Genomic DNA, 23,844 nt, shown 5'->3' with positions numbered 1-23,844 from the left:
CAGGTCTAGACCAAGTCCCAGATTATTGCCGTTACTTGAACATGTCCAGACCAATCACGGACGGGCTTTCCAGGAGCGGCGCCCCTCACGTCCCGTCCGCCTTGCGCCCCGTGTAGAACGCCACAGTGAGGTCCTTCACCAGCGCCTTGCGCTCGTAGTCGTCGAGTTCGACCAGCCCCCGCACGGTCAGCCGCGTCACCGCGTCCTCCACCGAGTCGACGACGGAGGCGAGCACGGTGTCGCGGTGCTGGGCGTCCAGCGTCGCGATGCGGCGGCGCTGCATCACTGCGGCGACCTCGGGCGCGTACTCGATCCGGGTCGGCTGCGCCGAGAACACCTCCAGGCCGACCGGCGCCGCGTCCGCGGCCACCAGCCGGGTCAGCGACTCGCCGACGGCCTCCGTGTTGCGCAGGGTCACGTCCTTGACCACGGCGGGCGGCAGCTCGGCCGGGAGCTGCGAGAGCACCCGCGAGAGCGCCGCCTCCACGCACTCGCGCAGATACGTCTGGTGGTCCTCGACCCCGAGCGTGGCCCGCGCGGTGTCCTTCACACGCCAGACGACGAGCACCACCACCCGCAGCGCGACCCCGTTCGCGTCGACCACGGACATCGGCTCACTGCGCCAGTGCCGCAGCCGTACGTCGACACAGCGGCGCAGCACCAGCGGGTTGACCCACATCAGCCCGGTGCGCCGGACCGTGCCGCGATAGCGCCCGAAGAGGCCGAGCACCCAGGCCCGCCCGGTCCGGCCGCGGGCGAGACCGCCGAACCCGAACAGGCCGAGCGCCCCGGCGCCCGCGTACGCCGCCCACTGAGCGGGCCCGAGCCCGGCGCCCGCATGCCCCGGCAGCTCCAGTGCCGCCAGCACCGGGGGAGGCAGCGCGCCCGCCCACCACGAGGTGAGCACACATCCGGCCACACCACAGGCCCCGGCCAGCACTCCCGCCCCTCCCGGCAGCACCCGGGCGGGGCGCTCCACCAGTTCGGGGTCGACCTCCGGCACCGGGCGCGGGGCCTTGCCGGGCACGGGCCGCCGGATCCGCGGCTGCTCGCCCGTGCCGCGCCGCCGGCCCACGACGGCGGGCGCGAGCGGTACGGAGACCGGCTCGGGGTCGTCCCGGAAGAGCAGGTGGACGGGGATCTCGGTGGTCGCCTCGTTGTGGATGAGCCGGGCGGACCGTGTACCGCCGCCCTCCGGTGCCCCTTCGGACTCCGGGGTGTGTGAAGTCGTCGTACTCATAGCTGCCTCCATGCCTCCGCGCCTGGAAGTTTCGTAACCCTCGAGAAGGGGCTCGGGGTTCAGGACTCACGGCTCACGGCTCACGAGAAGAGCCGTCGCCACGTCTCCGGCCCCGGGTAGCCGTCCGCCGCGCCGCCCCGCCAGCCCTGGGCCCGCTGGAACGCCTCGACATTGCGCCGGTCCGCCTCGCCCCAGCGCGGTCCGGGCCCCGCTGTGTAGTACTTGCCGAACCCCTTGCTGACCAGCTGTTTTCCGAGCTGGGTGACATACGCGTTGTGCGCTCCCGGCCGGAACAGCCCGCGCCCCGGATAGCCGGACACGCCGTGCGAGGACGCGGTCGGCCTTGCGGAACCCTTGGACCCGGCGGGCCCCTCGGCCCCGGGGCTCACCTCCGCAGGACCCGGAATGTCCTGGCCCTGCTTCCCCACCAGGTACGACCAGGTCTCGGCCCCCGGCAGCCCGTCCGCGTCCGACCCGGTCCAGCCCTGCGCCTGCTGGAACGCCTGGGTGGCCCGCCGGTCCGCGGCCGACCAGCGCGGCCCCGGGCCCGAGGTGTAGAAACGGCCCGCGCCCCGGTCCACGAGGAGACGGCCCAGCTGGGTGACGTACGCGTTGTTCGCGCCGGGCCCGAAGTACGCCGACCCCGGGTAGCGGGTGGCGGTCGCGCCCGGCGTGGACGCGACCGCGCCGCTCGTTGCCTCGGCGACCCCCTTGTAGCGGTAGGGCACATAGCGGTCCGAGTTGCTCCAGTAGGCGTATGGGGTGGACTGTTTCCGGGTGTGCGGGCGGCTCTGCTCGTACGCGATGTAATACGTGTGCGTGTAGTCCGTCCAGCCGCCGAAAATGACGACGTGCGAGCCGTTCTGGGGGTTCTCGGGATTGTGGAAGAGAAGCATGTCGCCGGGCTGCAGCTGATCGCGGGAAATCCGTACGCCGAACGTGTCGAGGCTGCCCGTCCATTCGTTCTCCGGCAGGCTCCAGGCCATCGAGACAAAGCCCGAGCAGTCCTGCCGGTAGCCGTCCGACCAGTACGCGGCCATGCTGTACGGCACGTGCGCGGCGACCCACCTCTTGGCCCGGTTGATGATCTCGGCCCGGGTGGTCGTGGGCGTCCTGACCCCGGTCGTGGGCTGTGTGGGCTTCGCCGGTTTCCCCGCGGGCCCGTGCAGCGGAGCCCTGCTGCCCTGCGGGGTGTCGGGCTCGTCACCTGCGGGAATGCCCGGCCGGGCGGATCCGTGCGGGGCGGCGACCGCGGGCATCGGCAGGCCCGCGCCGAGGGCCGCGCCCGCCGCCGCGGCCAGCACGAGTGCCCTGCGTGCCGCCGGATGGCCCACCGGCCCGGACAGCGGGGACCGGGGAATGACGCGCCGCCAGTGAACGCATCCGGGGCAGTCGCAGTCGCTCGCGGGATCGAATTCCTCGAATACCGGAGCCTCCATGCGATTCCCCTCACACTCCAGGTGGAAATGCTCGCGGTTCTGCACAGTCGTCAGTTTCTCAACTGTCCTCCGGTGTCGCATGTTGACGGTCCGAATGATGTACACGGCCCCCGGACCTGGTCCGGGGCCCACTCCGGCGGTCGGGAGCACCCCTCGCGGTCGGGTAGGGTTCTCGGGTCAGCAGGCGCCGCTAGCTCAGTTGGTTAGAGCAGCTGACTCTTAATCAGCGGGTCCGGGGTTCGAGTCCCTGGCGGCGCACCGACCGAAGGGCCTCTCGCAGCAGCGAGGGGCCCTTCGTCATGCGGCGAGCCGACGCCTTCGCCTGGCGACATCCGGCCCCTTCGCCACGCGGGCCCGTCGGACCCCTCATCAAGCGGACGGCCGACTCCTTCTTTCGTACTGATCTTCGTACACACGTCCCAATTAGCTCGTATGACCGGTTAACACCTCGTTTCGCATCTTGCGATCAAGATGAACGGCGTAGAACCCTGGGCTTCAAGGGACTGTCGATACACGGCAGTTGGGGGCACGAACCGGTTGCAACTGTGATGGGGATTGATGGGGGACCCGTTCATGAACGGATGCCGAGGGGGGCATCATGCAACCGGAAGGTCATCGTTCCATGTCTGAAGGTGTGGAAGATGTGGTCGCGCTGGCCTGCCAGTGACGCGCCCGGGACGGTCGAGGGGGACCCAGCGGACGCCAGGAACCGACGAACACGCACCTGACCGTGCGTGCGGGGGGATGACTCATGACGTCGACGCCGACGGGCGCCCGGCAGAACTTCGATCCGTCAGAGACGACCCAGCTCAGGGTGCCATCGCACCGGACCGGCGGCTTGCGCAGGATCAAGAAGACGCTGCCGAGATACGACTACGAGCACTACAGCAGGCTCGCGGGACCCCTCACACAGCCAGACCCGAACAAGCCGTACAAGGTGCAGTACCGCTCACTGCTGTCGCAGGAGCCGCACCGCATACGCGCAGCGCTCATGCTGGGCGCCGCGCCGCTGCTCTCGCTGATCCTGCTCGGCTGGCTGCTCCAGCCCGAGCACTGGACCGAACGCGACTATCCCGCATACGACTTCCTGCCGGCCCTCGACATCGTGATGCTGGTCTCGATCGGACTGATCGAGTTCTTCCGCTGCATGAACGTGCTGTCGAACGCGCACGCCACCCTGGTCGCCCGCGACCCGGTCCCGGTGGTGCCCGAAACCGGCACCAGAGTCGCCTTCCTCACGTCCTTCGTGCCCGGCAAGGAGCCCCTCGCCATGGTGACGAAGACCCTGGAGGCGGCCGTCAAGCTGCGCCACCGGGGGCTTCTGCACGTCTGGCTCCTGGACGAGGGCGACGACCCGGAGGTGAAGGAAGTGTGCGCGCGCCTGGGCGTGCACCACTTCACCCGCAAGGGCGTCACAAAGTGGAACCAGGCAAAGGGCGCGCACCGCGCCAAGACCAAGCACGGCAACTACAACGCCTGGCTCGAGGCCCACGGCGAGGCGTACGACTACTTCGCCTCGGTCGACACCGACCACGTGCCGCTGCCCAACTACCTGGAGCGGATGCTCGGCTTCTTCCGCGACCCGGACGTCGGCTTCGTCATCGGCCCGCAGGTGTACGGGAACTACGACGGGTTCGTCACCAAGGCCGCCGAGTCGCAGCAGTTCCTCTTCCACGCGCTGATCCAGCGCGCCGGCAACTTCTACGGATCCCCGATGTTCGTGGGCACCTCCAACGCCGTACGCATCAGGGCGCTGAAGCAGGTCGGTGGGCTGTACGACTCGATCACCGAGGACATGGCGACGGGCTTCGAGATCCACCGCGCCAAGAACCCGGCCACCGGCAAGAAGTGGAAGTCGGTCTACACGCCGGACGTACTCGCGGTCGGTGAGGGGCCGAGCGCCTGGACGGACTTCTTCACCCAGCAGCTGCGCTGGTCGCGGGGAACGTACGAAACGATCCTCAAGCAGTACTGGAAGGGCCTCTTCTCGATGCCTCCGGGCAAGCTCTTCAACTACACGATGATGATCATCTTCTATCCGATGTCGGCCCTCAACTGGATTCTCGCGGCGCTGAGTTGCGCCCTGTTCCTGGGCCTGGGCGCGTCGGGCGTGAACATCGACCCGACGGTCTGGCTGATGCTCTACGGCAACGCGTCGGCGCTGCAGATCGGCCTGTACATCTGGAACCGCCGCCACAACGTCTCCCCGCACGAGCCGGAGGGCTCGGGCGGTGTCGCGGGCATGGTGATGTCGGCGCTCTCCGCCCCGATCTACGCCCGCTCGCTGATGGACGCCGTACTGCGCCGCAAGAGCAAGTTCGTGGTGACACCCAAGGGCGATTCGACGAGCCCCGACACGCTGTTCGGGACCTTCCGGATCCACCTGTTCTTCATTCTGGTCTTCGCCGGCTCGATCGCCGCCGGCCTGCTCCTGGGGCACTCCCACCCCGCGATGATCACCTGGGCCTCGTTCGCCCTGCTGATCACCGCCTCGCCGATCTTCGCGTGGCGCTGGACCGTGCGCCAGGAGAAGAAGAAGCCACCGGTGCCACCCGAGGAGAGCGTGCCCCTGCCCGCACAGTCCTCTGTGCCCCAGCAGGAGCAGCACGCCCCGCACGCCCCGCAGCCCAAGCCCAGTTGGGCCGCCGCGAACGGGGGCAACGGAGGCAATGACCAGACCATGCAGATCGCCCTTGGGGGACACAAGAAATGAAAGACGGTGCCCGTCGCCGCCGTGCTCGTCGCCTCGGGATAACCGCGGTGGTGGTACTCGCTCTGGCCGGGATGAACGGGCCGTGGCTGTACCGCTTCGGAACGGACAAGTACCACCAGTACACGATCAACAAGCCGGAGTACAAAGCCGCCAACGGCCACTGGGACATCATCAATTTCCCCAAGGAATTCCGGCAGAACACCATCCACGCTGCCCTCCTGCACACCGGCAAGGTCCTGCTGATCGCGGGCTCGGGCAACAATCAGGACAACTTCGACGCGAAGAAGTTCGACACACGGATCTGGGACCCGGTCAAGGGCACCATCAAGAAGATCCCGACGCCGGCCGACCTGTTCTGCACGGGCCACACCCAGCTCGCCAACGGCAATCTACTGATCGCCGGCGGCACCAAGCGCTACGAGACGCTGAAGGGTGACGTCACCAAGGCCGGCGGCCTGATGGTCGTCCACAACGAGAACCCCGACAAGCCGATCACGCTGCCCGCGGGCACCAAGTTCACCGGCAAGGAGAACGGCAAGACGTTCGTGTCGAAGGACCCGGTGCTCGTGCCGCGCGCGAAGAAGGTCTTCGACAAGGCGACCGGCAAGTTCCTGCGCAACGACCCGGGCCTGGGCCGTATCTACGTCGAGGCACAGAAGAGCGGCCAGAAGTACGAGACGGGTACGCAGGACAACTACCGCATCCAGGGCCTGACCGGCTCGGACGCCCGCAACACGTACGGCATCGCGCAGAAGCTCGCCCTGGACAAGAAGGACTTCCAGGGGATCAGGGACGCCTACGAGTTCGATCCGGTCGCCGAGAAGTACATCAAGGTCGACCCGATGAACGAGGCCCGCTGGTACCCGACGCTGACCACGATGAGCGACGGCAAGATCCTCAGCCTCTCCGGCCTGGACGAGATCGGCCAGCTGGTGCCCGGCAAGAACGAGGTCTTCGACCCGAAGACCAAGAAGTGGACGTACGCCAAGGGCATCCGCCAGTTCCCGACCTATCCGGCGATCACCCTGATGCAGAACGGCAAGATGTTCTACTCGGGCTCGAACGCCGGCTACGGTCCGGACAACGTGGGCCGCGACCCCGGCGTCTGGGACGTGGCGACCAACAAGTTCACCAAGCTGCCGGGCCTGAGTGACCCCAACATGATGGAGACGTCCGCCACGGTGCTGCTGCCGCCCGCGCAGGACGAGAAGTACCTGGTGGTCGGCGGCGGCGGGGTCGGCGAGTCCAAGCTGTCCAGCAAGAAGACCCGGCTCATCGACCTCAAGGACAAGAACCCGAAGTTCGTGGACGGACCCGAGCTGGAGAAGGGCACGCGCTACCCGCAGACCTCGATCCTGCCCGACGACACCGTCCTCGTCTCCGGCGGCTCCGAGGACTACCGCGGACGCAGCGACTCCAACATCCTCCAGACGCGGATCTACAACCCCACGTCGAACACCTTCGACAGGGTCGCCGACCCGCTGGTGGGCCGCAACTACCACTCGGGCTCGATCCTGCTGCCCGACGGCCGCGTGATGTTCTTCGGCTCCAACTCGCTCTACGCCGACAAGGCCAACACCAAGCCCGCCACCTTCGAGCAGCGCATCGAGATCTACACCCCGCCGTACCTCTACCGCGACTCGCGGCCCGATCTCACCGGCGGCACCAAGACGATCGCCCGCGGCGCCTCGGCGACGTACACCTCGAGGCACGCCTCGTCCATCAAGACGGCCCGCCTGATCCGGCCGAGCGCGTCCACCCACGTCACCGACACCGACATGCGGTCCATCGCGGTGGACTTCAAGAAGACGAAGAACGGGATCACGGTGACGGTGCCGAAGAACCGGAATCTTGTGGAGTCCGGCTGGTACATGCTGTTCGTGACGGACGATCAGGGAACTCCGTCCAAGGCGCAGTGGGTCAAGGTGCCCTGATTCTTTGAGAGTTACGTGACCGGGGGCGCCCTCCGCCACTCGCGGAGGGCGCCCCCAGTCACGTACGAGCTGCTACTTGGAGGCCTTCGCCAGCTTCAGCGCGTATTCCGCCCACCACTGCCCCGCCGTCGGCCCGCCCCTGCACGTGCCGTCCGACTCGCCCGGCCGCTTGACCCACAGATAGGCGTCGACGAGCGGATCGTCGGTCCGGGTCGTCGGCGCCTCCCCCAGCGCGCGCCCCGGCGGATTGCACCAGTTCGCGTCGGCCTTGCCGGCCGTGTAGGGGCCGTTGCCATTCCGGCTGGTGTCGATGACGAAGTGCTTGCCGCCGGTCTTCGCGGACAGCTGCTTGCCGTAGGCGATGGAGTCCTGGGTCGAGTAGAAGTTGGAGACGTTGACGGAGAAGCCGTCGGCCTGGTCGATGCCCGCCCGCTGGAGCGGCTGGAAGATCTGGTCGGGATGGCCCCAGCCCGCGTTGCCCGCGTCCAGGTACACCTTCGTGTTCTTCAGGGACTTGAGTTTGCCGATGGCGCCCTTGAGGAGGTCGTAGCGCTCCTCCTGGAACTGGGCCGGGGTGCACTGGTTGACCAGGTGCAGGATCGCGTCCGGTTCCAGGATCACCGTGGCGGGCCGGTCCTCGATGCCCTTGGCGACCCCGTCGATCCAGGCCCGGTAGGCGTTGCCGTCCGCGGCGCCGCCCTGCGAGAACTGGCCGCAGTCGCGGTGCGGGATGTTGTAGAGGACCAGGATCGCGGCCCGGTCGGCCTTCTCGGCGGCCTCGGTGAAGCCGCGCGCCTCCTGCTCCGGGTTCTCCGGGCCGATCCACTCACCGGTCGGCTGCTCGGCGATCTTGCGGATCTGCTCGGCGTCGTCCTTCTTGCCCGACTTCACATACGCGGCGACCTGCGCGGCCGCGTTCCCGCCCGGGTTGACCCAGAACGGGTCCGAGCTCCTGGGCTGCTGGGTGACCTTGGAACCGGAACCGTCGTTCTTGTCGCCGCCGCCCCCGGAGGAGAAACACCCCGCGAGCAGCAGTGCCGCCCCCGCCATCGCCACGGAGGCCCGTGCCGCCGCCGACGGGGCGGAAAGAGTCACCTTCCCCCTCATGCCGTACATCCAACTCCCCCTTGGCTGCACTGTCCTGATCCCCCTCTAAGCCTCAATCCTGACATAGGTGTCGCGTCGCCCACGAGGTCGCCCGACCCTTGTCGGAGAGCTGTTACAGCCCCGACGCTCCGGATAGGCGCGGGCTGGACAGGGCCTGGGGGGAACCAAGGGATCGGGGTAGGGGACATGCACCTGAGCACCCGGGAAATACTGCTGGCGGCGGCGCTGCTGGAGGCCGCGGACACCCTGTCCGAGAGTTTCGACACCGAGCGCTATCTGCAACGCCTGTCCGACCACTGCGTGGAGATCCTGGGCGCGCGGGCCGCCGGAATCATGCTGATCGACGGCGGTGAGGCGGTCTCGCTGGCGGTGAGCAGCCGCCAGCAGGACGTCGCCCTCGACCTGTTGGCCGTCCAGCACCACGGCGGCCCCTGTCTGGACATCTACGGCACGGGGCGGCCCGTCCCGCCCGTCTCGATCAGCGTGGCCCATGCCGCCTCCCGCTGGCCCGACTTCACGGAGCGGGCGCTGCGCCACGACGTCGCCGCGACCTTCGCGGTCCCGCTGCGCCGCCGCGAGACCCTGCTCGGCGCGCTCAACGTCTTCGTACCCGCCCTCCCCGAACACAGCTCCTCGCCCGAGGACCACTGGAGCGTGCGCCTGGCCCAGGTCCTCGCCGACGCCGCGGCCGTCGGACTGCAGAACCACCGGGTGTACGCGCAGTACCGCACCCTGGCCGACCAGTTGCAGGTGGCCCTCTCCAGCCGCGTACGCATCGAACAGGCGAAGGGCATGCTCGCCGAGCGCCGGCACACGGGCGTCGACCAGGCGTTCATGACCCTGCGCCGGTACGCGCGCCGCCACCGGCTGCCGCTGGACGCGGTCGCGACGGCGGTGATCGACGGTTCGGTGGACTGGGACGATCTGGGCGGCGGCCCGCCGCAACGCTCATGAGGGCTTCGACAACACCCCCGCCACCTGCATGCATCACATAGAGCCACCGAGTGTCGACTTGGCGTCAAACAGCCTCTAGGCCAGACCGCTCATCCGTTCTAGAGTTGCCTCAAACGGCCTCAGCCCCCGGCCGGTTACCTGTCCGCACGCCCTGCGGACAGGCACCAGAACCTCCCGCGCCGGTCGCCGGGTTACTCCCGCAGCCCGTGCGCGCGCGGTCGAGGACCAGCCCGGTCGGCGGCTCCGGGGGGAGCGGGTCGTCGACCGGGCCAGGTGAGTTCAGAGTCCGCTTCCGGTGAGGTACGCCGACACGATCACGTTCGCCGTATACGTATGGTTCGTCCGGTCGAACGTGCCGCCGCAGGTGATGAGCCGCAGCTCCGCCCGCCCCGACTTCCGTACACCGTACGCCTGTTGGGCGTCGAAGTGGTCGCGCGGGACGACCTGGACGTCGTCCACGGTGAACTCGGCGACCTTCCCGTCGTCGCGGATCACCCGGACGGTCGCGCCGGGCTGCACCGCGCTGAGCTTGTAGAAGACCGCGGGCCGGGTCTCGGTGTCGACGTGCCCCACGAACAGCGCGGTCCCGGCCGCCCCCGGTTTCGCTCCGGCGGCGTACCAGCCGACCACTCCCGGCTGGTCGAAGGGCGGCGGCTCGATCGCGCCCCGCCCGTCGAGCCCGCGGGCCACGACGGGTGCCTGCACCCCCATCGACGGAATGTCGACGCGCTGTGGCCGCGCGTCCCCCAACGGCCGCAGCGCGGGCGGCAGTCGCACCTCCGGCGGCCGTCCGACGGCCGCGATGTCCCCCGTGGTCGGCCCCGATATCCCCTGCCGTACGTCCGTCACATCGCGGCCCCACAGCCACAGCCCGAGCAGCAGCAGCACCCAGGCGACACCCGTCAGCAGCCGCCCGGAACCCGAGGAACGCTCCCGTTCGGACACGTCAGTCCCGGGTGTCGTGGCCCCGGCGCGCGCTGCGGACCGCCACGGCGGCCGCGGCGACGCTCGCGAGGACCAGGCCGACCACCGCCTGCCGGGTGCCGGGGCCGGTCTCCCGGGCGTCCACCGAGGCGAAGTGCGCGGTGCCGCCGCCGCCCGCGTGCACGGGCGCGACCGGCGAGGCGGGAATCGAGGTACTCGGAGCACTGCCTTGCTGGGCGACGGTGACCGTGCCCTGGACCTTGTCGTCCTGGCCGTCGCAGTTGACCTTGATGTCGTACGTGCCGGGCGTGAGCGAGGTGCGGACCAGGGTCTCGCCGCCGAGCGTGCCGTCCTGGCCGGTGAGCTGCGCGTCCGAGGCGAAGGCGTCGGACTTCGCGACACCCGTCCGTCCCGTGCAGCCCGTCGCCCGCAGCTGGATGTCGCTGCCGGGTGCCGGGGTGGCTGGCGTCGAGGAGACGCCGGCGTCGGCCGCGTACGCGGTGGGAGTGAGCGCAGCCGCGACCACCGCCCCGGCACAGAGAGTGAGTCGCAGTGAGCACATCGTGAACCTCCAGATACCTGGAGACTCCTCCTCGGGGCGGCGGACCGCATCTTCTGAGGGGCAGGACTGCTCCGTACGAGTTCGTACGCGGCCCTGCGGGTTTCAGACCGTTCAGACCGTTCAGACCGTTCAGACTCGTTCGACGAGATCCGCGATCGAGTCCACGACCTTCGAGGGCCGGTACGGGTAGTTCTCGATCTCCGCGGGCGTGGTCAGCCCCGTGAGCACCAGAAACGTCTCCATCCCCGCCTCCAGCCCGGCCAGGACGTCCGTGTCCATGCGGTCGCCGATCATCGCGCTGGTCTCGGAGTGCGCCCCGATGGCGTTCAGGCCGGTCCTCATCATCAGCGGGTTCGGCTTGCCCGCGAAGTACGGCTGCTTGCCGGTCGCCTTGGTGATCAGCGCGGCGACCGCGCCGGTGGCGGGCAGCGGGCCCGCGGTGGACGGGCCGGTCTCGTCGGGATTGGTGGCGATGAAACGGGCGCCGTCCTTGATCAGCCGCACCGCCTTGGTCATCGCCTCGAAGGAGTACGTACGGGTCTCACCGAGGACGACATAGTCCGGCTCGTGGTCCGTCAGGACGTACCCGATGTCGTGCAGCGCCGTGGTCAGGCCCGCCTCGCCGATGACGTACGCCGTGCCGCCGGGCCGCTGGTCCTCCAGGAACTTGGCGGTGGCCAGGGCCGAGGTCCAGATGTTCTCGACCGGCACGTCCAGGCCCATGCGCTGGAGCCTGGCGTGCAGGTCACGGGCGGTGTAGATCGAGTTGTTGGTGAGCACCAGGAACGGCTTCCCGGACTCCCGCAGCTTCTTGATGAAGGCGTCGGCGCCGGGGATCGGCACACCCTCGTGAATGAGCACACCGTCCATGTCGGTGAGCCACGATTCGATGGGCTTGCGCTCTGCCATGTGCCGGTCTCCTGACGTACGCGGTGCTGCGCGACTCACGCTGTGCGCGACCCACGCCGTGCTGCGGAATCCACAGCCTAGCGATCCTTCGTGATCAGCTGCCGGTCGCGGTTTTCCACTCCTCGACGTAACTCTGCAGGTTCTTGTCGATCTCGGTCCAGTCCGGTTCGAAGATCGGTTCGAAGATCTGTACGCCGTCCATCAGTTTGGTGAGGCCGATGGCGTTCGCGTCCGTGGCCTTGACGTCCGCGCGGGCGGAGAAGCCGCCGCCGATCTCGCTGACCTGCCGCTGCGCCTTGGCGGAGAGCCTGAAGTCGAGGAGCTTCTTGCCGTTGGCCGTGTGCGGGGCCTTGGTGACGAGTCCGGCGGCACGCGGGCGACCGCCACGTACGTACTCTCCAGCCCGACCCGCTCGTCGTCCGCGAGCAGTACGCGCTCCATGTGCCCCGTGCGGGGTCTGCGGGCTGCGTGCGGGTGCGGGGTCTGCGGGCTGGGTGCGGGGGCGGGGTCTGCGGGCTGCGTGCGGGTGCGGGGTCTGCGGGCTGGGTGCGGGGGCGGGGTCTGCGGGCTGGGTGCGGGGGCGGGGTCTGCGGGCTGGGTGCGGGGGCGGGCTTCAGGCGTCAGCGGCGGCGGCGGAAGCGTGCCCGGCGTGCCGCCGCGAGGAGAGCGGCCCCTGCGGTGAACAGCGCGACGCCCGCCGCCACACCGAGCGCGTGCGGTGCGCCCGGCCCTGTCCTGGCCAGCTCGTCGGCGGACGGCGCGGCATCCTTCTGTACGCCGTCACCGCTACCTCCGGCACTGGCGGCACTGCTCTTGCCCCCGTCCCCGCCCCCGCCCCCGCCGGTGGCACCACCGCCGCTCTCGTCCGAGTTCGCGTCCTTGCCCTTCTGCTTGTCCTTGTCCTTCTCCTTCTCCTTCTCCTTGTCCTTGTCCTTGTTCTCGTCCTCGATGCGGAACCGGTAGTCGTTCGACTGGCCCACCCAGTCCCCGTCGTCGTTGTGCCGCTGCACGAGCGCCGCGTTCGCGACGACGTCGTTCGGGGCGGCCGCGTCGGAGGTCACGGAGAGGCGCACCTTCACGGTGAGGGTGCGCCCGGGTCCCACCGTGAACCCCGGGAACCCGTCGTCGAACGCCCCCACGTTCTCGTCCTCGTCACTCTTCTGGAACTCGACCGGATGCGTTCGCGCACCTTCGTAGAACTCCAGCCGCGCCTGCTCCGGCCGCAGCGCCCGCTTCCCGTCCACGAGCACGACGATCGGGTGAATGCTGCCGCAGGCGTGCGCCGTGGTGTTGGTGAGGTCGATGTACCAGGTCTGGAAGTCACCGCCGGCGTCGTAGGTGGCGGGACCGCCGTGGATGCGGGTCTTGACGGGGAAGTCGTGTGCGTCGGGGTCGGCACAGGTGGGGCGTGGGCTCGCGAGGGCCGTGACCGGCGCGGCGAGCACGAGGGGGAGGGAGAGGGCGGCTGCAGCTGTAGCGGAGAGGGACAGGGACGTGCACAGTCGCGTTCGCGTTCGCATGGAGAGCCTTGCCGTTCGGGAGCGTAAGGCGGTACACGGGCAGCGGCTCCATGAGCCTGCCACGCCCAACCCGACCCCTTGGCACCGCCACGCCCGACGCACACCCGGATCGGCCTGAACGGCCTAGAAGATCTCCGGCGCCGGGGAAAGATTCAGCCCCTCCGGCGTTTGAGGAGCGGGGTCCGGGGCGGAGCCCCAGGGACGGGAAGGGTAGGGGCGGCGGGGGCGAAAACACTCACCCCTCGGCCCGCCCGAACAACGGCGCCAGCAGCAGCTGCGCCGCCCCCTCGGCGACCCCACGCGCCCCACCGGGAGCGACGCTCACGGGAACCCCCGCCTCCGCCCCCTCCCGCCGAGCCCGCTCCCCCAGCACAGCACCGACACCCCCCACAAACGCCTCCTCGTGCACCGCGACGGTACGCCCGCCCAGCAGCACGAGATCGATATCCAGCAGCCCCACCAAATTCGCCGCCCCCTCCCCCAGCACCCGCGCCGCCTCCTCCACCGCACCCCGCCCCACCGCGGCCAGACACAACGCCTCAATGCACCCCCGGTTCCCACACCCACACAGCACCCCGTCCAGCTGAATGACCTGATGCCCGAATTCACCGGCCCCCGTCCGGGCCCCCCGATGCACCGCCCCACCGATCACCAGCCCGGCCCCCAGCCCCGTACCGAGATGCAGATACGCGAACGACCCGTACCCACCCCCGAGCGCACCGCCCACCGCAAGCCCGAGCGCCGCCGCGTTCGTGTCCTTGTCCACCACCACCGGCACCCCGAGCCGCCCGGCGAGCGTGTCCCGCAGCGGGAACCCGTCCCACTCGGGGAACCCGGTGACCCGGTGCAGCACACCCCGCGCATGATCAAGCGGCCCGGGCAGCGCGACCCCTACCCCCAGCACGGACACCCCCGCGACAAGGGCCTCCACCTCCCCGGCAGCCCCCTCGACGAGGGCCTCCGCCCCGGCCCCCAACCCCAGCGGAGCCCGCCGCTCCGCGACCACGGCCCCCGTGAGATCGCAGAGCACCGCCGTCAGCTCGTCCCGGTCGAGGTGCAGTCCGACCGCGTGACCGGCCCCGGGAACGAGCCGCAGCACGGTACGGGGCTTGCCGCCCGTGGAGGCACGGCGCCCCGCCTCCGCCGCGAGACCATCCGCCCGCAGCCGGGCCGTGATCTTGCTGACGGCCTGCGGGGTCAGCCCGGTCCGCTCGGCGAGTTCGAGCCGGCTGATCCCGGACGGCCCGGCGGTGCGGAGCAGATCGAGCACGAGCGCCGCGTTATGACTGCGCAGAGCAAGCAGATTCACACCCGCAGTACCCGCAGCACCCACCCCACTCACAGCCTCACCCACCGCATCGCTCCTGTTCACACCCCCCATTGTCCCCTGCGCTTGCACTTTGGCAACAGCGTTGCGAAAGTAGAACCATGACTGGTACAGGTTCCCGTTCCCCCCTCCGTGTAGGCCTCGTCGGTTACGGCCTCGCGGGCTCCGTCTTCCACGCCCCGCTGATCGCCGCGACCGAGGGGCTGACCCTCGACACGATCGTCACCTCGAACCCGGAGCGGCAGGAACAGGCCCGCGCCGAGTTCGGCGCCGGCGTCCGGTTCGCCGCCACGCCCGACGAGCTGTGGGCGCGCGCCGACGAGCTGGACCTGATCGTCATCGCGTCTCCGAACAAGACGCACGTCCCGATCGCGACGGCCGCCCTCAAGGCCGGCCTCCCGGTCGTGGTCGACAAGCCCCTGGCCGGTACGGCGGCGGAGGCCCGCGAGCTGGCCGCCCTGGCCGACGAGCGCGGCCTCCTCCTCTCGGTCTTCCAGAACCGCCGCTGGGACAACGACTTCCTGACGGTCCGCAAGCTGCTCGCCGAGGGCGAGTTGGGCGACGTCTGGCGCTTCGAGTCCCGCTTCGAGCGCTGGCGCCCGCAGCCCAAGGGCGGCTGGCGCGAGTCCGGCGACCCGGCAGAGATCGGAGGTCTCCTCTACGACCTCGGCAGCCACGTCGTCGACCAGGCGCTGGTCCTCTTCGGCCCCGCGGCCTCGGTGTACGCCGAGTCGGACATCCGCCGCCCGGGCGCCCGGACCGACGACGACACGTTCATCGCGATCACGCACACGAACGGCGTCCGCTCCCACCTCTACGTCTCGGCGACCACCGCCCAACTCGGCCCGCGCTTCCGCGTGCTGGGCTCGGCGGCCGGTTATGTGAAGTACGGCCTCGACCCGCAGGAGGCCGCCCTGCGCGAGGGCGAGCGCCCCACGAGTGAGGGGGCGGACTGGGGTGTCGAGTCCGAGGCCCTGTGGGGCCGCGTCGGTTCCGGCGAGTCCCCGCTGACCGGCGGCGGCCGCCCCGAGCCCACCCTGCCGGGCGCGTACCCCGCGTACTACGCGGCCATCGCCGCCGCCCTCCGCGACGGCGCCCCCAACCCGGTCACCGCCCAGGAGGCCGCGGCGGCCCTCGACGTCCTGGAGGCGGCGCGCCGCTCCGCCCGCGACGGAGTGGCGGTGTCCCTGTGAGCGCCCCCACGATCCCCGAACTGGAGCAGCAGGAGCGCGAACTGACGCTCCCTCGCTTCACGTACGACGACGCGTGGGCGCTCGGCACGCTGCTCGTGGAGATGGCCCGGGCGCAGGACGCCCCCGTCGCCATCGACATCCGCCGCGGCGGCCAGCAGCTCTTCCACGCGGCACTGCCGGGCTCGACCCCGGACAACGACGCGTGGATCGACCGCAAGCGCCGCGTCGTCGAGCGCTACGGCTGCTCGTCACTCCTGGTCGGCTCCCGCTTCCGCGCCAAGGGCACGACGTTCGAGGAGTCCTCACGCCTCGACCCCGACGTGTACGCGGCGCACGGCGGCTCGTTCCCGATCAACGTCGCGGACGTCGGCGTGATCGGCACGGTCACGGTCTCCGGCCTGCCCCAGGTCCAGGACCACCGCGTCGTGGTGGAGGCGCTGGAGCAGTTCCTGGCCGAACAGCACCGGCGGGATTAACCCGAGACACCCTCCGGTTGGGACTGTCGCACGAGACAGCGATCATGGAACAACACCCACCCGGAGGGAACGGAACCATGACCACCGCCCTGAAGGAAACAGTCGGCCGGTACGGCATCTGGAGCGTCGGACTCCGCTCGGAGGACCCGGCCCAGCGCGCCGAAATCGCCGAGGCCGCCGCCGAGCTGGAGCAACTCGGCTACGGAGCCGTCTGGTTGGGCGGCAGCAGCGCCGCCCACCACGCCGTACCCCTGCTGGAAGCCACCTCGCGGCTCACGGTCGGCACCAGCATCCAGAGCATCTGGCAGTACGACGCCGAGGCGAGCGCGGCGGGCTTCGCCGAGGTGGATTCGGCCCACCCCGGCCGCTTCGCGCTCGGCCTCGGGGTGAGCCACGCCAAGCTCGCGGACCAGTACCGCCGCCCGTACTCGGCCCTGGTCGACTACCTGGACGCGCTGGACGCGGCCGGGGTCCCCGCGGAGCGCCGGGTCCTGGCGGCCCTCGGTCCGAAGACGCTGCAACTCTCCGCCGACCGGGCGGCGGGCGCGATCCCCTACCTGGTCACGCCCGAGCACACCGCCCAGGCCCGCGAGATCCTGGGCGAGGCCCCGCTGCTGGCCCCCGAGTTCAAGGTCGTCCCGGAGACCGACCCGACCCGCGCCCGCGCCCTGGCCCGCGAAGCCTTCGCCATGTACCTCTCCCTCCCCAACTACACGAACAGCTTCCTGCGCCTCGGCTTCACCGAGGACGACCTGGCCGACGGCGGCAGCGACCGCCTGGTCGACGCGCTGTACGCATGGGGCGACGAGGACCGGATCCGTGACCGCGTCAACGCCTTCCACGAGGCGGGTGCGGACCATGTGGCGATCCAGGTGGTGGACGACGGCCCGAGGGACGGATTGCAGCGGGAGGCATGGCGCAGGCTGGCCGACCTCTTGAGCTGACGTCGAGGGGGCTCAGGCGTCCTTGAACTCCTGGCGCTGACGCCCGAGTCCCTCGATCTCCAGCTCCACGACATCCCCGGCCCGCAGGAACGGCTTCGGCTCGGGCTGCCCGAGGGCGACCCCCGCCGGCGTACCGGTGTTGATGACGTCACCCGGGTAGAGGGTCATGAACTGGCTCACGTACCGCACCACTTCGGCGACCGGGAAGATCTGCTCGGCCGTGGTCCCGTCCTGCTTGAGCTCTCCGTTGACCCAGAGCTTCAAGGAGAGGTTCTGCGGGTCGGGGACCTCGTCCGCCGTCACCAGCCACGGCCCCAGCGGATTGAACGTCTCGCAGTTCTTGCCCTTGTCCCAGGTGCCGCCGCGCTCGATCTGGAACTCGCGCTCGGAGACGTCGTGCGCCACCGCGTACCCGGCGACGTGCGCGAGCGCCTCCTCGTGGGACTCCAGATAGCGGGCCGTACGGCCGATGACGACCGCCAGCTCGACCTCCCAGTCGGTCTTCACCGAGCCGCGCGGCACGAGCACCGTGTCGTTCGGGCCGACCACGGTGTCCGCCGCCTTGAAGAAGATGACGGGCTCGGCGGGCGGCTCGGCGCCGGTCTCGCGGGCGTGGTCGTGGTAGTTCAGCCCGATGCACACGACCTTGCCGATCCGGGCCAGCGGCGGCCCGACGCGCAGCCCGGTCGCGTCCAGCGCGGGCAGCTCACCGGCTTCCGCGGCGGAACGGATCCGGCCGAGCGCCGCGTCGTCGGCGAGCAGCGCCCCGTCGATGTCCGGGACGATGCCCGCCAGATCCCGGAGGGTCCCCTCGGCGTCGAGCAGCGCGGGCCGCTCCGATCCCGCCGTACCGACTCGCAGCAGCTTCATGATCACAATCTCCCTCGATCGCGGGCAGCCGCCGATGGGTGCAGCCATCGGAGGACTGGTCGATCCTCCAAGCTGGACGTCCAGTCCGCAATACCCCGTTCACGGACTGGACCACCCTTGGACCAGGGCCACCCTTTGGACCAGGGCCGCCGTCTGTACCAGGCCCGCCGTCTAGACCAGACACCCGGACAGCGGGGACACCTTTTCCTCCGCGTGCAGCTCCAGCACCGCCTTCTGCAACTTCTCCGGATTCTTCGCGTGCTTCTTGCGCAGCTCCGCGATCCGCGGCTGGAGCACGGCGCGCGCCCGCTGTCCGCGCGCCGCCGCCCGGGACAGGGGATGCACGAGCAGCCGTACGAGCGCGGTGAACAGGACGATCGCGGCAGCCGCCGCCGAGGCGTGGCACAGCGGCTGGAGCAGGTCGGCGAGATGCTCGACCAGACCTGCGAAAACGGACATGAACGTGGACATGGGTGAGCCCTCCGGGGGTCTCGTCGTGCCGGGGTGAAGGAATGCGGCATGACGACCCGCGCGGGGTGCACAGCTCTGACCGAGCTTCTGGGCTGGGAGTTCCCCTACGCGGTGGCCGTCAGGAGGGCACGGCCGGGCGCTCGGGGGCGGGTACGCCCCGATGCGTCGGGATCGCGTTGCGGCAGGAACGCCGTACGGTGCTCACGGTCGCGGATGGCCGTCCGTACGCGCGTACGCGGAACGGCGGGCGCACAGCGCGAGCCGATGAGCGCGCAGACGGCGAGCGCGGAACCGGCCGCGGCGGTCGCGGTGAAGGCCACGGCGACGGCGGCGGAGAGGCTGCCGGTGTCGAGGAGGGCGACTTCAGCGAGAAGGAGCAGCAGCACGGCCGCGGGGCGCATGTTCACCCAGGTGCGGATCATGGCCTGCTCCTCCTCTCGTACGCGTCGTACACGTCGTACACGTCATATGCGCCGTACACGTCGTACGCGCCGTACACGCGCTGTCCTTGCCGTTGATACAGGATCCGCTATACCGGGTCCGCTTCGACCAGCTTCACGGAATCCGTCTCGACGGGCTTCACAGAATCGGTCTCGATCGGCTCCAGCAGCCGCTTCGGCTTGAGCAGCGCCCGGCTGACCGGATCCGCCGGGTCGGGATCGAGTCCCGGGCCCGGCTCCATGAGGACGTCAGGGACGGGGACGACGGTTCCGCAGGCGGGGCATTCGGCGTACGGGCCGAGCTCCGTGCCGCAGGCCGCGTGCCGGAAGTAGCGAAGCTGCGTCTCGGTGAAGTGCTCGCGGCCCCACAGGCCGAGCGCCCGCAGGGTGGGCCACAGCGCGATGCCGCGGTCGGTCATGACGTACTCGTCGCGCGGTGGCGACTCCTGGTAGCGGCGCTTTTCGAGGATGCCCTCGGCGGTGAGCGTCTGGAGGCGGGCCGCGAGGACGGCGCGCGGGATGCCGAGGTGGACGAGGAAGTCGTTGTAGCGCCGTACGCCGTAGAGCGCGTCGCGTACGACGAGGAGCGTCCAGCGCTCGCCGACGATCTCGAGCGCGCGGGCGATCGAGCACTCCTGCGTCGCGTAGTCCTTGCCCAGAGCCATGCCCCTACTGTAGCCACTTTTCGACATATTGGTTCAGTGAATGAACCTAGGGTGTTACGGTCGACTCGTACGGCCGGTTCAGTGACTGAACCTACTCACTCTGAAGGGCAGGCCATGTCCCAGCTCGACCGCACGATCGTGACGACGACTTCGGAACCCCCGGTGCGGGAAGCCCCACGGAAAGCCCCGCGGGCAGCCCCCACCCTCGCCGTCACCAGCGCCGCCACCGCCGTGGCCCTGATGACGTACACGGCGCCGATGGTCACGCTTCCCGACACCGCCGCCGCGCTGCACACCTCGGTCTCCGCCCAGGCCTGGCTGCTCAACGGCACCCCGCTGGGCCTGGCCGCGCTGCTCCTGGTCGCGGGCAGCCTCGCGGACGACTACGGCCGCCGCCGGATCTTCCTGGCCGGCACGGTCGCGCTCGGCATCACGACGGCACTGGGCGCCGTCGCGAACTCGACCCTCCTGTTCACCCTGACCCGCGTCGCCCAGGGCGCGGCGAGCGCGGCGATCCTCGCCAGCAGCCTGGGCCTGCTGGTACACGCGTTCCCGACCCCACGCGGCCGGCTGCACGCGACCGGCGTGTGGGGCGCTTTCGTCAGCGGCGGCATCGCGGTGGGCCCGCTGCTCGCGGGCGCGTTCGCCCTGGCGGACTGGCGGGTGGCGTACGCGGTACTCGGCGCCGCCGCGCTGGTCGTCGCCGCGCTGGGGACCCGGGCGCTCACGGAGTCCCGGGCGCCGCGGGGCGGTCGCCCCGACCTGGCCGGAGCCTTCACCTTCGGCCTCGCACTGGTCTCCCTCGTCGCCGCGCTCACCCTGGGCCGCGACGGCTGGCTGCGCGCGCCGGTGGGCGTGCTGCTGGCGGCGTTCCTCGTACTGACCTCCGTGTTCGTCCTCGTCGAGCGCCGTACCCGTACGCCCATGATCGACCTCGGCCTGCTCCGCCGCCCGCGCTTCCTCGCCTCCTCCGTGGGCGGACTGTTCATGGGCCTCGCGGTGATCGGCCTGTTCAGCTTCCTGCCGACGCTGCTCCAGCGGACGCTCGGCATGTCCGCGATGGACACGGCGTGGCTGTTCCTGTTCTGGTCCGGGCTGTCCTTCGCGGTCGCCCTGCAGGCCAGGCGCCTCGCGGGCCGGGTCTCGCCACGCCACCAGCTCACCCTCGGCTTCGCGCTGCACGCGGCCGGCGCTCTGACGATGCTCGGCGCCCTCGACGCCGGTTCGTGGGTACGGCTCCTGCCCGGCTTCATCGTCTCGGGGGTGGGCAGCGGTCTGCTGAACGCCGCGCTGCCGCTGCTCGCGGTGGAGTCCGTGCCGGTACAGCGGGCCGCGATGGGTTCGGGCGCGCAGCAGACGTTCCGGTACATCGGATCGTGCGCGGGCGTCGCCCTCACGATCGCGCTGATGACCTCCACGGGTGGGCTCGCGCACGGCGCGGACATCGCGATCGTTGTCTCCGCGGGGCTCGCTGCGCTGGCGGCGGTGAGCGTGCTGGTGCTTCGGGAGCGAGCCTGACTTGCGGCAGGGTCTGCGGGCGGCCCCCTGTTCGGCGCCCGGGGGCACTACCCGCCGGACCGGCCTAGCCTGGAGTAATGGGCAGTGACCTTGTCACGCTGTTCCTGGCCGGCGATGTGATGCTCGGTCGCGGAGTCGACCAGATCCTTCCGCACCCCGGCGATCCGAAGCTGCCGGAGTCGTACATCAAGGACGCCCGCGCCTATGTGGAGCTGGCCGAGGCGGCGAACGGCATGATTCCCCAGCCGGTCGACTTCCCCTGGCCCTGGGGCGACGCGCTGGACGTGCTCGCCGCGGCGGCGCCCGACGCCCGGATCCTCAACCTGGAGACCGCCGTCACGCGGAACGACGAGGTCGCGCCGGCCAAAGAGGTCCACTACCGGATGCACCCGGCCAACCTGCCCGCCCTGGCCGCCGCACGTCCGCACGTCTGCGCCCTGGCCAACAACCATGTGCTGGACTACGGCCGCCGCGGGCTGGAGGAGACCCTCGACGCCCTGGCGGACGCGGCTCTTCGCTCGGCAGGGGCGGGCCGGGACGCCGACGAGGCCCGGCGTCCCGCGGTCGTTCCCGTCGCCGGCGGCCGGCGCGTCCTGGTCTTCTCCGTGGGGATGGCCTCCAGCGGCATACCCCACAGCTGGGCCGCCACGGCACGGCGCAGCGGGGTCGACTTCGTCGCCGAGCCGTCGGACGTCGCCGCGGCCGGGATCGCCGCCCGGCTGCGTCAGGCCAAGGGGCCGGGCGACATCGTGGTCGTCTCGGTCCACTGGGGCTCCAACTGGGGCTACCTCATCCCGCGTGACCAGGTCCGCTTTCGGCCATGCGCTCATCGACGGTGGCGCGGACGTCGTGCACGGGCACTCCTCGCACCATCCGCGGCCGTTGGAGTCGTACCGGGGAAGGCTCATCACCCATGGCTGCGGCGACCTGATCAACGACTACGAGGGCATCGGCGGCCGAGAGGAGTACCGGGACGACCTCCGGCTGCTGTACTTCGTCACTGTGGACCCGGACGACGGCAGGTTCCACGACGTGCGCATCGTCCCGATGCGGTCCCGGCGGATGCGGCTGGAGCGCGCGACGGCCGAGGACTCGCGGTGGGTGCAGGACGTTCTGGGCCGGATCAGCCGGGCCTACGGCTCACACGTCGAACGGAACCCGGACGACACCCTCACCGTCCGGCCGTCCCAGAGGCCGCAGGTGTGAGCGGCATGCAACGGCCGCCCGGCACGCACAGCGAACTTCACTCGGGACTCGAGGACCTCACCTCACCCGGGAGGCGACCATGTACTTCACAGACCGAACCGACGCGGGCCGGCAGCTCGCGGCCCGGCTGCACTACCTGAAGGGCCAGGACCTGGTGGTCGTGGGACTTCCCCGCGGCGGCGTCGTGGTCGCCGCGCAGGTCGCCGAGGCCCTCGGCGCTCCGCTCGACATCTGCCTCGTACGCAAGCTGGGGGTGCCCTACCAGCCGGAGCTGGCCATGGGTGCCATCGGCGAGGAAGGCGTGCGCGTCATCAATGAAGAGGTGGTGCGGGCGATGGGCGTGAAGGACCGTGATCTGGCGGCGGTGGAGGAACACGAGCGCGGCGTCCTGGAGCAGCGGGCCCACCGCTACCGGGGCGGGCAGCAGCCTGCCCGGTACGAGGGACGGACGGTGCTGGTGGTGGACGACGGTCTGGCGACCGGCTCCACGGCACTGGCGGCCTGCCGGATCGCGCGCGCCCGCCGCGCGTCGCGGATCGTGCTGGCGGTTCCTGTGGCGCCGCACAACTGGTCGGACCGCCTCGGAGGCGAGGCGGACGAAGGCGTCTGCCTGCACACCCCCCGGCAGTTCTACGCGATCGGTCAGTTCTACGCGGACTTCGGGCAGACGAGCGACGAGGAGGTCATCGCCTGTCTGGAGCACAACCGCGCGGCGCACGCCACGTCCGACGCGCCGCCGACGGCGGGCAGCGCCTCCCCGGAGCACGATTCCGCGGAACAGGATTCCCTGCCCTATGACAGGGCGGTCCGGATACCGGCCGCAGGGGCCGTGCTCGACGGGCAGCTGACGGTACCCCGCGGCGCCCCCGGGGTCGTCCTCTTCGCCCACGGCAGCGGCAGCAGCAGAAAGAGCCCGCGCAACCGCTTCGTCGCCACCGGGCTGAACCGTGCCGGTCTGGGCACCCTTCTGTTCGATCTGCTCACCGAGGCCGAGGCGGTGAACCGGGACAACGTGTTCGACACGGCGCTGCTCGCCCGCCGCCTGACCCAGGCGACCGAATGGCTGCGTGAACAGCCCGACACCCAGGGCATGCAGTTCGGTTACTTCGGTGCCAGCACAGGCGCCGCCGCCGCGCTGTGGGCCGCGGCGGAGTCCGCCGCAGACGTCGCGGCAGTCGTCTCCCGCGGCGGCAGGCCGGACCTGGCCGGCCCCAGGCTGCCGGAGGTGAAGGCTCCGACGCTGCTCATCGTCGGGGGCCGCGACCACCTGGTGCTGGACCTCAACCGGCAGGCCGCGGCGCGCCTGAGCTGCGAGCATCAGCTGACCGTCGTCCCCGGTGCCACACACCTCTTCGAGGAACCCGGCACCCTGGAATCGGTCACCGAGCTGGCCACGGACTGGTTCAGCAGGCACCTCGCCTGATCCAGAAAA

Annotated in this window: 19 protein-coding genes, 1 tRNA gene and 3 pseudogenes; 10 read left to right on the top strand and 13 right to left on the bottom strand. The window is 70.4% G+C overall.

Going from position 1 to position 23,844, the window contains the following annotated elements; translation table 11 throughout:
• Nucleotides 1–85: 85 nt before the first annotated feature.
• Together ACZ4WS_RS25695 and ACZ4WS_RS25690 are read right to left on the bottom strand one after the other, a co-directional pair.
• Nucleotides 86–1,240: an SPFH domain-containing protein gene (locus ACZ4WS_RS25695; RefSeq protein WP_467983734.1), complete on the bottom strand. Its 1,155-nt coding sequence runs from the start codon at nt 1,238–1,240 to the stop codon at nt 86–88.
• An 80-nt stretch (nt 1,241–1,320) separates the two neighbouring features.
• The gene (locus ACZ4WS_RS25690) at nt 1,321–2,679 is read right to left on the bottom strand and encodes a peptidoglycan-binding protein (protein ID WP_467983732.1); all 1,359 of its coding nucleotides are present in this window, start codon (nt 2,677–2,679) and stop codon (nt 1,321–1,323) included.
• Between the two features lie 184 nt (nt 2,680–2,863).
• Here ACZ4WS_RS25690 and ACZ4WS_RS25685 point away from each other — a divergent pair.
• The 3 genes from ACZ4WS_RS25685 to glxA all read left to right on the top strand — a co-directional run bounded on the left by ACZ4WS_RS25685 (nt 2,864) and on the right by glxA (nt 7,326).
• Nucleotides 2,864–2,937, top strand: a tRNA-Lys gene (locus tag ACZ4WS_RS25685).
• Between the two features lie 493 nt (nt 2,938–3,430).
• On the top strand, nt 3,431–5,392 hold the full coding sequence (locus tag ACZ4WS_RS25680; RefSeq protein ID WP_467983730.1) for a glycosyltransferase family 2 protein: 1,962 nt from the start codon (nt 3,431–3,433) through the stop codon (nt 5,390–5,392).
• Nucleotides 5,389–7,326 carry a radical copper oxidase GlxA gene (glxA, locus tag ACZ4WS_RS25675; protein ID WP_467983729.1) on the top strand — a complete coding sequence of 646 codons (1,938 nt, stop codon included), beginning with the start codon at nt 5,389–5,391 and terminating at the stop codon, nt 7,324–7,326. The genes ACZ4WS_RS25680 and glxA overlap by 4 nt, the downstream gene beginning before the upstream one ends.
• Nucleotides 7,327–7,398: 72 nt before the next feature.
• Here glxA and ACZ4WS_RS25670 read toward each other — a convergent pair whose 3' ends face one another.
• A complete protein-coding gene (locus ACZ4WS_RS25670; protein WP_467983727.1) occupies nt 7,399–8,442 on the bottom strand; it encodes a glycoside hydrolase family 6 protein in 1,044 nt (347 codons plus the stop codon).
• Between the two features lie 177 nt (nt 8,443–8,619).
• On the opposite strand from ACZ4WS_RS25670, the gene ACZ4WS_RS25665 reads away from it, so the two are divergent.
• Nucleotides 8,620–9,387, top strand: coding sequence for an ANTAR domain-containing protein (locus ACZ4WS_RS25665; RefSeq protein ID WP_467983725.1), 768 nt, complete (start codon nt 8,620–8,622; stop codon nt 9,385–9,387).
• 279 nt (nt 9,388–9,666) lie between these two features.
• On the opposite strand, the gene ACZ4WS_RS25660 is transcribed toward ACZ4WS_RS25665, so the two are convergent.
• From ACZ4WS_RS25660 to ACZ4WS_RS25635, 6 genes and pseudogenes are all read right to left on the bottom strand, one after another.
• The gene (locus tag ACZ4WS_RS25660; protein ID WP_467983723.1) at nt 9,667–10,332 is read right to left on the bottom strand and encodes a class F sortase; all 666 of its coding nucleotides are present in this window, start codon (nt 10,330–10,332) and stop codon (nt 9,667–9,669) included.
• A 1-nt stretch (nt 10,333) separates the two neighbouring features.
• On the bottom strand, nt 10,334–10,873 hold the full coding sequence (locus ACZ4WS_RS25655) for a hypothetical protein (RefSeq protein WP_467983722.1): 540 nt from the start codon (nt 10,871–10,873) through the stop codon (nt 10,334–10,336).
• 129 nt (nt 10,874–11,002) lie between these two features.
• Nucleotides 11,003–11,782 (bottom strand): HAD-IIA family hydrolase, encoded by a 780-nt coding sequence (locus ACZ4WS_RS25650; protein WP_467983720.1) that lies wholly within the window; start codon nt 11,780–11,782, stop codon nt 11,003–11,005.
• Between the two features lie 94 nt (nt 11,783–11,876).
• Nucleotides 11,877–12,158, bottom strand: a pseudogene (locus tag ACZ4WS_RS25645) (2-aminoethylphosphonate ABC transporter substrate-binding protein); the annotation flags it as partial.
• A gap of 244 nt (nt 12,159–12,402) precedes the next feature.
• Nucleotides 12,403–13,302, bottom strand: coding sequence for a hypothetical protein (locus ACZ4WS_RS25640; protein WP_467983718.1), 900 nt, complete (start codon nt 13,300–13,302; stop codon nt 12,403–12,405).
• Nucleotides 13,303–13,537: 235 nt separating this feature from the next.
• Complete coding sequence (locus ACZ4WS_RS25635; protein ID WP_467983716.1) at nt 13,538–14,683, bottom strand: ROK family transcriptional regulator; 1,146 nt, start codon at nt 14,681–14,683, stop codon at nt 13,538–13,540.
• Between the two features lie 47 nt (nt 14,684–14,730).
• On the opposite strand from ACZ4WS_RS25635, the gene ACZ4WS_RS25630 reads away from it, so the two are divergent.
• From ACZ4WS_RS25630 to ACZ4WS_RS25620, 3 genes are all read left to right on the top strand, one after another.
• Entirely contained in the window at nt 14,731–15,822 is a 1,092-nt protein-coding gene (locus ACZ4WS_RS25630; RefSeq protein WP_467983714.1) for a Gfo/Idh/MocA family oxidoreductase, read from the top strand.
• Complete coding sequence (locus tag ACZ4WS_RS25625; protein ID WP_467983713.1) at nt 15,819–16,298, top strand: heme-degrading domain-containing protein; 480 nt, start codon at nt 15,819–15,821, stop codon at nt 16,296–16,298. Before ACZ4WS_RS25630 ends, ACZ4WS_RS25625 begins: the two co-directional genes overlap by 4 nt.
• Nucleotides 16,299–16,375: 77 nt before the next feature.
• Complete coding sequence (locus ACZ4WS_RS25620) at nt 16,376–17,242, top strand: LLM class F420-dependent oxidoreductase (protein WP_467983711.1); 867 nt, start codon at nt 16,376–16,378, stop codon at nt 17,240–17,242.
• A gap of 12 nt (nt 17,243–17,254) precedes the next feature.
• Here ACZ4WS_RS25620 and ACZ4WS_RS25615 read toward each other — a convergent pair whose 3' ends face one another.
• The 4 genes and pseudogenes from ACZ4WS_RS25615 to ACZ4WS_RS25600 all read right to left on the bottom strand — a co-directional run bounded on the left by ACZ4WS_RS25615 (nt 17,255) and on the right by ACZ4WS_RS25600 (nt 19,688).
• On the bottom strand, nt 17,255–18,112 hold the full coding sequence (locus ACZ4WS_RS25615; protein ID WP_467983709.1) for a fumarylacetoacetate hydrolase family protein: 858 nt from the start codon (nt 18,110–18,112) through the stop codon (nt 17,255–17,257).
• A gap of 177 nt (nt 18,113–18,289) precedes the next feature.
• Nucleotides 18,290–18,571 (bottom strand): annotated as a pseudogene (locus ACZ4WS_RS25610) (YidC/Oxa1 family membrane protein insertase); the annotation flags it as partial.
• 116 nt (nt 18,572–18,687) lie between these two features.
• Nucleotides 18,688–19,005, bottom strand: a complete 318-nt coding sequence (locus tag ACZ4WS_RS25605) for a DUF6412 domain-containing protein (protein WP_467983707.1) — start codon at nt 19,003–19,005, stop codon at nt 18,688–18,690.
• A gap of 107 nt (nt 19,006–19,112) precedes the next feature.
• Nucleotides 19,113–19,688, bottom strand: coding sequence for a winged helix-turn-helix transcriptional regulator (locus tag ACZ4WS_RS25600; protein ID WP_467983705.1), 576 nt, complete (start codon nt 19,686–19,688; stop codon nt 19,113–19,115).
• A 114-nt stretch (nt 19,689–19,802) separates the two neighbouring features.
• Between ACZ4WS_RS25600 and ACZ4WS_RS25595 the strand changes: the two genes are divergently transcribed.
• The 3 genes and pseudogenes from ACZ4WS_RS25595 to ACZ4WS_RS25585 all read left to right on the top strand — a co-directional run bounded on the left by ACZ4WS_RS25595 (nt 19,803) and on the right by ACZ4WS_RS25585 (nt 23,835).
• Entirely contained in the window at nt 19,803–21,206 is a 1,404-nt protein-coding gene (locus ACZ4WS_RS25595; protein WP_467983703.1) for an MFS transporter, read from the top strand.
• A gap of 77 nt (nt 21,207–21,283) precedes the next feature.
• A pseudogene (locus tag ACZ4WS_RS25590) lies at nt 21,284–22,412 on the top strand (CapA family protein).
• A gap of 79 nt (nt 22,413–22,491) precedes the next feature.
• Complete coding sequence (locus tag ACZ4WS_RS25585) at nt 22,492–23,835, top strand: phosphoribosyltransferase family protein (RefSeq protein ID WP_467983701.1); 1,344 nt, start codon at nt 22,492–22,494, stop codon at nt 23,833–23,835.
• Nucleotides 23,836–23,844: the final 9 nt, after the last annotated feature.

Source organism: Streptomyces sp. NPDC029292 (assembly GCF_055569295.1).
This window is presented reverse-complemented; position numbering and strand designations above follow the sequence as displayed.